The organism is Gordonia crocea (assembly GCF_009932435.1).
Classification (GTDB): Bacteria; Actinomycetota; Actinomycetes; order Mycobacteriales; family Mycobacteriaceae; genus Gordonia; species Gordonia crocea.
Window position 1 is genome coordinate 239450 of record NZ_BJOU01000001.1, and the last position, 12409, is coordinate 251858.

Sequence of the window (12409 nt, forward strand, 5' to 3'; positions counted from 1 at the left end):
GACGGGGCCGCCGACGACGCGGCCGAGGCGGCGGTGGCGAGACCGACACAACCCCCTCGATGGGGGCCGAACCCACCTCGGCGGCGGCCTCCGCGAACAAACCGACGGGCACTCGCACCGGTTCTGACCAGGCGAAACCCGGACCCAAGCCCGGACCGCGCCTCGTCTCGGCACCCGAATCCAGCGAACCGCAGCCCCCGAAACCCTCCGATCTCGCCAGCACCCGCGGCTCCCACGCGTCGGCCACGGCCCAACCGGACGCCGGCCAGCGCAAGGAACGCGGGAAGGCCCGCAACCGCGGGCCCCGCCTGCGCACGGTCCGCGAGACCTCGGCCGGCGGTCTCGTCGTCAGTGACCTCTCCCGCCCCTACGACGAGCTGTCGGCCGCACTGATCGGCCGCGTCGACCGCCGGGGCCGGATGATGTGGTCGCTGCCGAAGGGTCACATCGAAACCGGGGAGACCGCCGAGCAGACCGCGATCCGCGAAGTCGCCGAGGAAACCGGCATCCACGGGTCGGTCGTCGCTCCGCTGGGCAAGATCGACTACTGGTTCGTCAGCGAGGGCCGCCGCATCCACAAGACGGTCCACCACTACCTCCTGCGCAGCACCGGCGGCGAGCTGTCCGACGCCGACTACGAGGTGGCCGAGGTGGCCTGGGTGCCGCTGGTCGAATTGCCCAAGCGGCTCACGTACTCTGACGAGCGACGATTGGCCCGGATGGCCGAGGGGGTCATCGCCGAGTTGACCGCTGATCCGGGCCGCCTCGCGCAAAGCGAAGCCGACAGCATCCGGACCGAGCCCAACGAGTATGAGAAAGCCGCAGCCGCACGCAACCAGCGCCGCAAGGACCCGCCGCCTCCGCCGCCGTCCGCGCGCAGGCGTCGCCGACGCGGCCGTCGGCCGGCGCCGCCCCGTGACTAGCGCATCCCGTCACCGGCCCGGACCACTGGGCCGCCTCGCGGCGCTGGTGGCCACCCTGGGCCTGGTCGCCGTCCCGTGCCTGTGCACCGCCGCTTCGGCCGCCGACCCACGCACCCCCGCGCCGTCCCCGGCCCCGGAACCCGCCCGCCTGGCGGCCATCGACGTCAACGGCGTCCGGCCAACGGTGGTCACCACATCGACCGGACCGACGGTGGTGGTCGAAGGGGTCATCCGCAACACCGGCGACCGGGTCCTGCACTCCCTCGCGGTGCGACTCCAACGCGGTCAACCGGCCCGACAGGCGGCACACCTGCGCACCGAACTCGCCGACGACGTCGCCACTTTCGAGATCAACGGCGAATTCCAGACCATCGCCGAACAGCTCCGGCCGGGCCAAACCACCGGGTTCTCGATCACCATGCCGTTGAGCGGACCAGCCGGGCTGCAGATCTCCGATCCCGGGGTCTACCCGATCCTGGTCAACCTGAACGCCACCCCCGACTACGGCGATCGGGCCAGGGTCGCCGACTCCCGCACCCTCCTCCCGGTGCTGTCCCTCCCGCCCAACCGGGATCGGGCCCGCGAGTACCGGGCCAACCCCACCGCGGCCGCGAAGACCGGGTTGGGTCCGGATGGCTCGGTCGCCGCCGCCACCGCGCAGCCGGCCCCGTTCACCATGCTGTGGCCGATCGCCGCGCCCGCGCAGACCGTCCCCGGACGGGTCGGCGCCGGCGCCACCGACCACATCGTGCTGGTCAACGAAGCCCTGGCCCATTCGCTGGCCCCGGGCGGGCGCCTGCACAACCTGCTGGTCGGGCTGCGGCCGGTGATGACCGCCGGCGCCGACGACCCGCGCGTCGCGGTGCGCGACAGTCTCTGCCTCGCGATCGACCCCGATCTGTTGGTCACCGTCAGCGCGATGACCCGCGGTTACGCCGTCCCGCGCGACCCGGCCGACCCGACCGGCGCGACGACGCCCGGCCGGGGTCAGGCCGACGCCAAGGCCTGGTTGGCCGAGCTGACCAAGCTCGCCGCCGGGCGCTGCACCGTCGCACTGCCGTATGCGGGCGCCGATCTCGACGCGCTGCACCGGGTGGGGAACACCGCGCTGACCCGGCTGGCACTGGCCGATCCGGCCGACCTCGTCGACAAGATCCTCGACGTGAAGACCGTGCGCGGGATGGCGCTGCCCGGCAACGGCCGCATCAACACCGCGAGCACCGCCGAACTCGCCAAGGCCCAGATCCCGACCGCGCTGGTCGCCTCGTCCACCGTCACCCCCCGGGGCAAGAATGCCGCCGACGGGCAGTACGTCGCCGACCGGTTGCGCGTCGCCACCTTCGACCGCGCCATCACTGCCGCACTCGGTGCCGCCGGATCCCAACCGCACACCGCCGCCTCGACCCCGGCGGACCAGCGGGTCGACCTGTCCGGGGAGTCCGCGGTGAGTCGGCGCCAAGCCGCCCTGGCCGCGCTGGCCTTCCCCTCGATCGTCGTCCCCGATCCGCGGTTCCCCGTCCGACCCGGCGATCCGCTCCCGGTGACCGGTCGCAGCTCGGTGATCTCCCCGCCCGCCTATTGGTCGGTCACCCCGCAAGACGCCACCGATCTGGCCACGACCGCCGGACTGCTGCTGCGGTCCGGGGCGGCGAAGCCCGCGGCGCTGCCCGCGGTGATCACGGCCACGTCGAAGTCTGATCGCCGGGCCGCACTCGCCGACCCGGCCACCGACGGCTGGTGGCTGCCCTCGGAGAAGGCCGCCACGTCGATGGACGCCTCGGCCAACCTCACCTGGCAACTGCAGGCGGCCCTCGTCCGCAGCCCCGGCGGTTCGGGGGGCGAATCCCACGGCACCACGCCGCAGCAGTACATGGCTCCGCTGCGCTACGACCTGCTGCGCGCCATCCCCGGTCCCGACGGCACCGCCGCGACGCGCACCGAACTGCGGTCGGCACGCGGTCAACGGGTCTCGGCGGTGTCCGAGACGCTGGAGCGGATGAAGAACTCAGTGCGGGTCCTAGATCCGGGCGGGCGCTACACCCAAGTCTCCGAGCGCAGTCCGCTGCTCCTGGTGACCCGCAACGAGCTCGCCCTGCCGATCCGGGTACGCATCGAAACCGCCGCCCCGCTCGACTTCACCATCGGCGACGTCGGGGTCATCGAGATCCCCGCGCGCGGTACCCGCCAGGTGCAGTTCCCGGCGAATTCGGCCAACTCCGAGTCCACCTCGGTCACCTTCACACTGGTGTCCGCCTCCGGGGTGCTCCTCGGCGGCGACCCGATCAAACTGTCGGTGAATTCGAACGCCTACGGCAAGCCGCTCTTCGTCGTCACGCTGATCGCCGCCGCCGTCTTGGTCCTCCTCGTCGCGCGCCGGCTGTGGCGGCGGTTCCGCGGCACCCCCGACCCGGCCGACGCCGACCGCCCCGAGGTGAGCGTCCAGGACCGCTTCCTCGCCGGGCGCGACTATTCCTGGCGTCAGGTCGAATCGGCCCAGCACCCGCCCGGGGCGCCCGATGACTGATCGCCGCGACGCAAGCGCCGACGGCGAGGTCGAGTCGACCCCGCCGCCCGGCGGGTTCCGTCCGCTGTCGGGCCCGCTGGCGGAACCGGGCCAGTCCCCGGTCCCGCCCCCGCGCCAATCCCCGGGCCCAACCCCCCGGGCCCAACCCCACCCCATCCCGCCGCGTCGCCCGGCTCCCCGCCGGCCGCCGGAGCAGGCTCCCCCCGACAAGTCGGGTGAGACCTCCGACGCCTCGGTGGTCCGCACCGGCGGATCCATCGCGCTGGCGACGCTGATCAGCCGCATCACCGGTTTCGTCCGCACGGTGATGCTCGTCGGCATCCTCGGCGCCGCGTTCTCCTCGGCCTTCCAGGTCGCCTACGTGCTGCCGAACATGATCGCCGAGGTCGTCCTCGGCGCCGTCCTCACCGCCATCGTGATTCCCGTCCTGGTGCGCGCCGAGGCCGAGGACGACGACGGCGGCGTCGGGTTCATCAACCGCATCTACACCCTGACTCTCACCGTGCTCGGCACCGCGACCCTGCTGGCGCTGATCGCGGCACCGGTGTTGACCTGGTTGAACGTCGGCTCCGACAGCCAGGTCAGCCGCCCGCTGACCACCGCATTCGCCTATCTGCTGCTGCCGGAGATCCTCTTCTACGGTGTGTCCGCGCTGTTCATGGCGATTCTCAACGTGAAGAACGTGTTCAAGCCCGGCGCCTGGGCACCGGTGCTGAACAACGTCGTGCAGATCGCCACGCTGGTGCTGTACTCCGTGATGCCCGGTGAGTTGACCCTCAACCCGGTGCGGATGACCAACCCGCAGCTGCTGGTCCTGGGCATCGGCACGACGCTGGGCGTCGTGGTGCAGGCCGCCATCCTGGTCCCGTTCCTCAAGCGGGCCGGGGTCCAGCTGCGAATCCAGTGGGGCCTCGACGCCCGGCTGCGCCGGTTCGGGAACATGGCCGCGGCCATCGTCCTCTACGTCTTGGTCCTGCAGATCGGCCTCATCGTCACCAACCGGATCGCTGCGGCCCACGCCGAATCCGGGATCATCGCCTACGCCACACATTGGCAATTGCTCCAGCTGCCCTACGGGGTCCTGGGCGTCACCATCCTCACCGCGTTGATGCCGCGGCTGTCGCGCAACGCCGCGGCCAACGACAACCGCGCCGTCGTCGCCGACCTGTCCCTGGCCACGCGGCTGACGATGGTGGCCCTCGTGCCGGTCGTCGTCTACATGAGTTTCTTCGGTCCGCAGATCGGTCTGACCCTGTTCGACTTCGGGCGGTTCGACGCCAGTCAGGCCAGCCAACTCGGATCGGTGCTGGCGTGGGGTGCGTTCACCCTCATCCCGTACGCGATGACCCTGGTCCAGCTGCGGGTGTTCTATGCGCGCCAGGACGCCTGGACCCCGACGGCCATGGTCGTCGGAATCACCGGCGTCAAGGTCGCCTCCTCCTACCTGGGGCCGGTGTTGTTCGACGACCCGGACATGATCATCCGGTGGCTGGCCCTGTCGAACGGATTGGGCTACCTCGTCGGCGCCGTCGTCGGACATTTCCTGCTCCGCTCCCAGCTGGGTGGCGAGCGGATGCCGGCGGTCGCCCGGACCACGATGATCACCATTGCCGCATCGCTGGGCGCCATCGCGACCGTCTGGGGTGTGGCCCGCCTGACGGGAGCCGACGTGCTGGGGGAGAAGTTCGGTGCCGCCGGGTGGCTGGTGTACCTGGCGATCACCGCGGTGGCCGGGCTCGGTCTGGCCTACGCGATCATGGCCGCGGCGCGGGTCCCCGACGTCGTCGCCATCACCGCGATGGTCCGCCGCGCCCTCGGCCGATTCATCCCCGCGCTGGCGCCGCCGGCCGCTACGCCCAACGAGGATGAAACCGCTCTCACGGTGCAGTTCCCGCGAATTGGCTCGGAGGAATCGCTACCCTACTCTGGTCAAGTCGAGGTCGTGCGACGGTTTGACCGGGGAACCGCGACCTGGCAGTCCTACACCGTTCACAGTGGTGGGGCCGCCGGAGCCGGTAGCCTTCCGTATCAGCCGCGCGGCGCCGATGGAATCGTCCGCCCTGACATGCGCTACCGCAGGAGAGGAATGCCGCTCATGAGCGACGGCGACGCCGACAGCGCCCTGCCAGAGGCCCCCTCGGCCCCGACCGACGACAATCCGACCGACACCAGCCAGACCGACGGCAGCGAGGGTACCGCCGTCGCCACTCCGGGCCCGCCGCCCCGGTTGCGCGGACCACGGCTGGTGCCGGGAGCGGCCGTCGCCGGTGGCCGGTACCGGTTGATCGCGCACTGCGGCGGTGCCCGGGGGCTGCAGTTCTGGCACGCGCGAGACATCAACCTCGACCGTGACGTGGCCTTGACCTTTGTCGACGCCGAGCAACTCGCCGAACCGCCGAAGGCCGGGGAGACGCCGAGCGCCCAGGGGGAGGGCCCGCAGGCCGTGCTGTCCCGGACGCTGCGCATCGGCAATTTGAACTCCGCCGGCGCGGCCCGGGTTCTCGATGTGATCCGCGGGTCGTCGGGCGGGATCGTCGTGTCCGAGTGGGTGCCCGGTTCGTCCCTCGCCGAGGTCGCCGGGACCAATCCCTCCCCGATCGGCGCTGCGCGCGCGGTACGGGCGTTGGCCGCCGCCGCCGAGGCGGCACACCGGGCCGGCGGCGCCCTGTCCATCGACAGCCCGTCGCGCATCCGGATCTCCACCGACGGGGATGCCGTACTGGCCTTCCCCGGCACGCACCTGGGCGACGACAAGACCTCCGACGTCCGCGGACTCGGCGCGGTCCTCTACGCGCTGCTCCTCGACCGCTGGCCACTCACCGCCGACGGATCGACGACGACGACGGTCAAGCAGTCCACCGACCGGATCGACGGGATGCATCCGGCGCTCGCCGACGACGACGGCGACACCCCGATCGAACCGCGCCGCGTCCGGTCGACGATCCCCTTCGAGATCTCCGCTGTGGCAGCCCGCGCGCTCGCCGGCAACCAGGGGATCCGCACCGCCGCCACCGTCCAGCACGTCCTCGACCAGGCCACCGTGGTGGACCTGCCCACCGACATGATGGCGCCGGTCGACAGCGACGGAAAGCCGATCGCTCCCCCCGACGATGCTTCGGGTACCGCCGCTGCCGGAGCGCCGGGCATCCGGTCGACCCCGGTGGCGATACCCGCGGCCCAGCCGGCCGCCGGCCGTAACAAGCCGCTGTGGATCGGCCTCGGCATTGCCGCGCTGCTCTTGGTGATCGCCTTGGTCATCGCACTGGCCAAGGTGTTCGGCGGCGGCAACGACTCGTTGTCCAACATCGACGCGATCCTTACCACCGGCACGAGCGAACAGGCGCAGGCCCCGGGCGCGGTGATCCCCCTGCAGAATGTGTCGGTCGTGGACTTCTCCGACCAACCGGCCGACCCGTCGACGAATATCGCGAACATCATCAGTGGCGCGTCGCCCTCCTGGCACACCGACAGCTATCGCTTCTCCGCTGATTTTGGTGGCCTCAAGCCCGGTATCGGCCTGCTGTTCAACCTCGGTGGGAGCCGGTCCGTCCGCACCGTCATCATCGCGACCCCCAACCCCGGGTTCACCGTCGAATTGCGCACCGCGGGGGCCACCGTGACCGACCTGTCGGCCACGAAGAAGGTGGGCGGGGGGACTGTCGACTCGCCGCAGACCACCTTGACCATCGATGCGCCGCAGCCGTCGCCGTTTCTGTTGATCTGGATCACCGAGCTGGCACCGTCGACCCAGAACTCGGGCCAGTACGAGGCCACCGTGCAGAAGGTCACGATGAAGAGCTGACCGCAATCAGCGCCTGTGCACAGCGCTTTGTCGGTCGGTGGTATGTGAGATTCGTTGTGGCACAACGGAATTCCCGGTCAGATCGGGTTGACTCACATTTCGTTGGGCTTTAGCAGTATTAACCCGTTGTTCGAGTTATCCGCAGGATTGCGCAAACGCCGCCGAATCGATCCCGACAAGGCGGGCACTGCCTATTGTCGTGCCTATGAACTGGGGGGATCCGGAGCAGTTCAGCGATGCTGACCTGCTGCAAGCACACATCGACGGCGACGACTTCGCCTTCACCCTGCTGGTCCGCCGCCATCATGACCGGATGGCGGCGGTGGCCTACCGCACCATGAACGACCCGCAAGAAGTCCCCGACGCGCTCCAGGAGGCGTGGACCAAGGCCCACGAGATGGCGGCCCAGTTCCGCGCCGATTCCCAGGTGTCGAGTTGGCTGCACCGGATCGTGGTGAACGCCTGCCTCGACCGGATGCGGCGGTCGCGCGTCCGGGCGGCCAAACTCGTCGCCGAGATCGACACCCAACTGCCCGACGAGGCCGAGCAGGCCCGCGACATCGATCTGACCCTGTCGATCAACGGTGCACTCCGCCTGCTTCCCGAGGACCAGCGCCGGGCCATCCTGCTCGTCGACGTGGAGGGCTACTCGATCGCCGAAGCCGCCGAGCTTCTCGCCGTTCCGACCGGTACGGTGAAGAGCCGCTGTGCGCGGGGCCGACTGCGCCTCTCGGTGATCCTGCGGGCATTGCGGGCACCCGCCTGAGCGCGTCTTTCCCCGACGAATCCGCGCGGCCGCGAACGCCGGAACGCCATTTTCCGCCGGCGCCCGGCCGTCACCAGGCGGTCGCCGATGATCGCTTGCCGCAAAGGGAACCACGCGGCGTCGCGGCGCGTCGTAAAGTACGAACTGTCCCCACCTCGAAAGCAGACCGATGTCTCACGTGAGCGAAATGTCCCGGGTCTTTCCGGAGCCGCCTTTCGCACCCGAGTTGATTGCCGACCTCCACGCCGGCGCCCTCGAGGACGACCTTGCCACCCATATTCGGTCGCGGTTGGACGCCGATCCCGACGCCAGGGATCTCCTGGAGTCACTCGACGCGACGGTCGACGCCCTGGGCGGGTTGCCCGCACCCGCGGTCACCGTTCCCGAGGAGGTGCGCGCCGCGTCGGAACGCACGCTCGCCCGTCTCGCGCAACAGCGCTCGGCGCCCGCCGCGCCGCGCCCGCGCCACGGGGCGCTGCTGCTCGGAGCGGCCGCGGGTGTGTGCGTCGTGGCCGCCGGGGTCGCCGTCGCCGCGTTGATGAGCCCGGGGAATCCCGCGTCGCCCGATTCCGCGGACGAGGTCGCCGCCGCCGAGACCGCATCCCTGTTGGCCGCCGTCCGGGCGCCCCAATCGGTGGCGCTCGACGCGAACCGGTTGGCCCGGTGCCTGACCGCCAATCGGTTGGGCGACGTCGGCGTCGTCGGCGCCGGCTATCTCACCTACCGGGGCCGCCCCGCCCAGGTGATCCTGACGCCGACCGGTCAGGCGGGCCGCTTCAACGCCCTGGTCACCACCAGGGACTGTGATGCCGGTAAACCGGGCACCCTGGCCCGCGCCGTGGTCACCGAGTAGCCACCCGCGCCCCCGACCGGGAACATCGGGACCTACGCTGGTGTTACTGCCTGAGAGCACCGACGACCGACCCCGGAAGAGGATCCCCTGTGAGTTCCAGTTCTGAAGCCGAGAACCCCGTCCACGAGCTGATCATCGTGGGTTCCGGCCCCGCCGGCTACACCGCAGCCATCTACGCCGCCCGGGCCGAGCTGGCCCCCGTGGTCTTCGAGGGCACCCAGTTCGGCGGCGCGCTGATGACCACCACCGAGGTGGAGAACTTCCCCGGTTTCCGCGAGGGGATCCAGGGCCCCGAGCTGATGGACGAGATGCGCGAGCAGGCGTTGCGATTCGGCGCCGACCTGCGCATGGAGGATGTCGACGCCATCCGCCTCAACGGCGAGGTCAAAGAGGTCGAGGTCGGCGGCGAAGTCCACCGCGCCAAGGCCGTCATCCTGGCCATGGGTGCCGCTGCCCGCTACCTGGGCCTCGACGACGAGCAGCGCCTCCTCGGCCGCGGCGTGTCGGCCTGTGCCACCTGCGACGGCTTCTTCTTCAAGGACAACGCGATCGCCGTCATCGGCGGCGGCGACTCGGCGATGGAGGAAGCCACCTTCCTGACCAAGTTCGCCAGCAAGGTCTACCTGGTGCACCGCCGCGAGGAGTTCCGCGCGTCGAAGATCATGCTGGACCGCGCCAAGAACAACCCGAAGATCGAGTTCGTCACCAACGCCGCGGTCGAGCGCCTCGTCGGCGATGATTCGCTGACCGGCCTGGTTCTCTCCGACACACGGACCGGGGAGGAGCGCGATCTGGACGTGACCGGAATGTTCGTCGCCATCGGTCATGACCCGCGCAGCAACCTGGTCGCCGGCCAGGTCGACCTCGACGCCGAGGGCTACGTGTTGACGCAGGGCCGCTCGAGCTACACCTCCATTCCCGGCGTCTTCGCGGCCGGCGACCTCGTCGACCACACCTACCGTCAGGCCATCACCGCCGCGGGCAGCGGGTGTGCGGCCGCCATCGACGCCGAGCGCTGGTTGGCCGAGCGGGCCGACCAACACACCTCAGACCGCGCCGCCGCGGTCTGAGTCCTTCCACGACACCCCGAGAACCCCGACACCACTGACAACCCGAGACAAAGGAACCGCAATGGGCGCCCACACCACCGATGTCACCGACACCTCGTTTGCCGACGACGTGCTCGCCTCCGACAAGCCCGTGCTCGTCGACTTCTGGGCGACCTGGTGCGGTCCGTGCAAAATGGTCGCGCCGGTGCTGGAGGAGATCGCCCGCGACCACGGCGACAAACTCACCGTCGCCAAGGTCGATGTCGACGCCAATCCGGGCGTCGCGCGGGACTACTCGATCATGTCGATCCCGACGATGAAGCTCTTCTCCGGCGGCGAGGTCGTCAAGACCATTGTCGGTGCGAAGGGGAAGGCCGCCTTGCTGCGGGAACTGGACTCGGTGATCAACGGTTAACCGATCGACCGACGTAGCTCGGCCGTGACCTGCACCGTTGTTTCGCCACCGGCGATCAAGTTGTGCTGTTCAGGGTCGGCTGACAGAATTGGTCGTCGACACCGGCGTCGTGATGCCCAGGCAGGGCCACACTTGGACCCGGGGATCATGGCCGATGAGCGGCCGAGGTGAGGAGCGCACGAATGCCGAACTTCAGGCTTGGTGATCAGGATTCGGCCGTTGCCGAGATTCGAGCCATCCTGGTCGGGCACCAGTTGCTCCCCGATACCTCCGGCCCCGGCGACCTCACCACCGCCGCCGACGGCTGGGCCTCGCCGGAAGCCGTCTTCGATACCGCCCTCGACCACGCGGTCCGCGCCTTCCAGCAGCAGCGCGGCCTGATCGTCGATGGCGTCGTCGGGCCGGCCACCTACCGCGCGCTCCTCGAATCCTCCTACCATCTGGGCTCACGCGTCCTGCTCTACCGCCTGTCCTCCCCGATGACCGGTGACGACGTGGCCGCACTCCAAGCGCGGCTGCAAAACCTCGGCTACTACCCGAGTCTGGTCGACGGGATCTTCGGCGACAGCACCCATCGGGCCCTGTGCCGCTACCAGGAGGAGTACGGCCTCTCCTCGGACGGCATCTGTGGCCCGGCGACCCTGCGCTCCCTGGAACGCCTGGGCAACCGCATTACCGGTGGGTCGCCGCACGCCATCCGCGAGGAGGAGCGCGTGCGCCGGTCCGGCCCGTTGCTCTCCGGCAAGCGCGTCTTGATCGATGCCGGCCACGGCGGCACCCACCCGCTCTCCGTCGGGTCGGTCGCCGAGCTCGAAGAACGGATCCTCAACGACGTCGCCCACCGCTTGGAAGGGCGCATGGGGGCCGCGGGGATGGAGACCTTCCTGTCCCACGGTGTCGGGTCGGTGCCCGACGATTCCGAGCGGGCACAAACGGCCAACGCCGTTGACGCCGACCTCGTCATCGCGCTGCGCTGCGCCCATCACCCGACCGCGGCCGCAAGCGGCGTCGCCAGCTTCTACTTCGGGAACAACCACGGGTCCTACTCGACCATCGGCCGGAATCTCGCCAGCTACATCCAGCGCGAAATCGTCGCTCGCACAGGGCTTTACGACTGCCGCACCCACCCGCGCACCTGGTCGATCCTGCGCGAGACGCGGATGCCGACGGCACTCATCGACATCGGCTACGTCACCAATCCGACCGATGCCGCGTGGCTCGACGACCCGGCCCACCGCGACACCGTCGCCGAGGCCATCCTCATCGCAGTCAAGCGGGTCTACCTCCTGGGGGAGAACGACCGGCCCACCGGGACGTACACCTTCGCCGATCTGTTGGCCGCCGAGCGCGCCATCTCCTGACGCTAGCCGGGTGCCGGTTCCAGCGTCAGACCGGTATCGATCGTGATGCGCATCGCCGCCTCGACGACCAGCTTCTCCAGCGCGCCTTCGACGGCCGACTTCCAACCCAGCCCTTCGTCGAGGGCGAGTCGATAGCGCGGAAACCGATGGTGCGGCGCGACCAACTCAAAACCCGAGTCGGCGAGGAACTGCGCGTCGATCAGGCAGTCGGGGCAGATGTCCTCGTCGACGCCGGCCGACCCGGTCAGTCCGAAGGCCTCCACCGCGCGGACGCCACGCTGAACGAGATCGGCGACGACGGAGTCGAGCAGTATCGCCTTCGCCTCGTCGAAGCCGGCGTCGACCCGCAGCGAGGTGAGCAGAACCGCGTCGGCGCTGACGGGCGAGGTGGGGAAGTGGGCCGCCCGCGGGACCCGCAGCGGTGGAGCGTAGAACGCCGTGCCGACGACGCGCCGACCACCGGGTGACGCAGCCTCACCGCGACGGATCACATTCGGCCCGTTCTCCGCGAGCTGGGCACACGTACCCCATTCCAGGAGGAGTCCTGAGGTCCAGGCCTCCTTGTCGAACTCGCTGATCCGAACACCGGCGCTCGGGTCGACTTCCCAGAAGACGCACTCGCGGACGTGGCGCGGTAACCGCTCAAAACCACCGATGTCGAGGGGGAGGAGCCGGATTCCCATCGGAACTACCCCATCCCCGACTGCGAAACGCGA

Annotated in this window: 9 protein-coding genes; 8 read left to right on the top strand and 1 reads right to left on the bottom strand. The window is 70.0% G+C overall.

The features are described from left to right. Positions 1-59 precede the first annotated feature (59 nt). The 8 genes from nbrcactino_RS01100 (at position 60) to nbrcactino_RS01135 (ending at position 11693) form a co-directional block, all read left to right on the top strand. Entirely contained in the window at positions 60-923 is an 864-nt protein-coding gene (locus tag nbrcactino_RS01100; protein WP_371864448.1) for an NUDIX hydrolase, read from the top strand. Then, on the top strand, positions 916-3447 hold the full coding sequence (locus tag nbrcactino_RS01105) for a DUF6049 family protein (RefSeq protein WP_228460603.1): 2532 nt from the start codon (positions 916-918) through the stop codon (positions 3445-3447). Before nbrcactino_RS01100 ends, nbrcactino_RS01105 begins: the two co-directional genes overlap by 8 nt. Continuing rightward, a complete protein-coding gene (locus tag nbrcactino_RS01110) occupies positions 3440-7249 on the top strand; it encodes a murein biosynthesis integral membrane protein MurJ (protein ID WP_161925691.1) in 3810 nt (1269 codons plus the stop codon). The genes nbrcactino_RS01105 and nbrcactino_RS01110 overlap by 8 nt, the downstream gene beginning before the upstream one ends. Positions 7250-7454: 205 nt before the next feature. Continuing rightward, positions 7455-8015 (top strand): RNA polymerase sigma factor SigM, encoded by a 561-nt coding sequence (gene sigM / locus nbrcactino_RS01115; protein WP_161925692.1) that lies wholly within the window; start codon positions 7455-7457, stop codon positions 8013-8015. Positions 8016-8202: 187 nt separating this feature from the next. Further along, positions 8203-8868: an anti-sigma factor family protein gene (locus tag nbrcactino_RS01120; RefSeq protein ID WP_503826576.1), complete on the top strand. Its 666-nt coding sequence runs from the start codon at positions 8203-8205 to the stop codon at positions 8866-8868. An 89-nt stretch (positions 8869-8957) separates the two neighbouring features. Further along, positions 8958-9938 carry a thioredoxin-disulfide reductase gene (gene trxB, locus nbrcactino_RS01125; protein ID WP_161925694.1) on the top strand — a complete coding sequence of 327 codons (981 nt, stop codon included), beginning with the start codon at positions 8958-8960 and terminating at the stop codon, positions 9936-9938. 61 nt (positions 9939-9999) lie between these two features. Then, on the top strand, positions 10000-10332 hold the full coding sequence (gene trxA, locus nbrcactino_RS01130) for a thioredoxin (protein WP_161925695.1): 333 nt from the start codon (positions 10000-10002) through the stop codon (positions 10330-10332). Positions 10333-10514: 182 nt separating this feature from the next. Continuing rightward, the gene (locus nbrcactino_RS01135; RefSeq protein WP_161925696.1) at positions 10515-11693 is read left to right on the top strand and encodes an N-acetylmuramoyl-L-alanine amidase; all 1179 of its coding nucleotides are present in this window, start codon (positions 10515-10517) and stop codon (positions 11691-11693) included. A 2-nt stretch (positions 11694-11695) separates the two neighbouring features. On the opposite strand, the gene nbrcactino_RS01140 is transcribed toward nbrcactino_RS01135, so the two are convergent. Further along, positions 11696-12376 (bottom strand): hypothetical protein, encoded by a 681-nt coding sequence (locus nbrcactino_RS01140; protein ID WP_161925697.1) that lies wholly within the window; start codon positions 12374-12376, stop codon positions 11696-11698. Positions 12377-12409 lie beyond the last annotated feature (33 nt).

Excerpts from the sequence above, each read along its gene's own strand:
- trxA (WP_161925695.1), top strand. The coding sequence starts at position 10,000 with ATGGGCGCCCACACCACCGATGTCACCGACACCTCGTTTGCCGACGAC.
- nbrcactino_RS01100 (WP_371864448.1), top strand. The coding sequence starts at position 60 with ATGGGGGCCGAACCCACCTCGGCGGCGGCCTCCGCGAACAAACCGACG.
- sigM (WP_161925692.1), top strand. The coding sequence starts at position 7,455 with ATGAACTGGGGGGATCCGGAGCAGTTCAGCGATGCTGACCTGCTGCAA.
- nbrcactino_RS01120 (WP_503826576.1), top strand. The coding sequence starts at position 8,203 with ATGTCCCGGGTCTTTCCGGAGCCGCCTTTCGCACCCGAGTTGATTGCC.
- nbrcactino_RS01110 (WP_161925691.1), top strand. The coding sequence starts at position 3,440 with ATGACTGATCGCCGCGACGCAAGCGCCGACGGCGAGGTCGAGTCGACC.
- nbrcactino_RS01135 (WP_161925696.1), top strand. The coding sequence starts at position 10,515 with ATGCCGAACTTCAGGCTTGGTGATCAGGATTCGGCCGTTGCCGAGATT.
- nbrcactino_RS01140 (WP_161925697.1), bottom strand. The coding sequence starts at position 12,376 with ATGGGAATCCGGCTCCTCCCCCTCGACATCGGTGGTTTTGAGCGGTTA.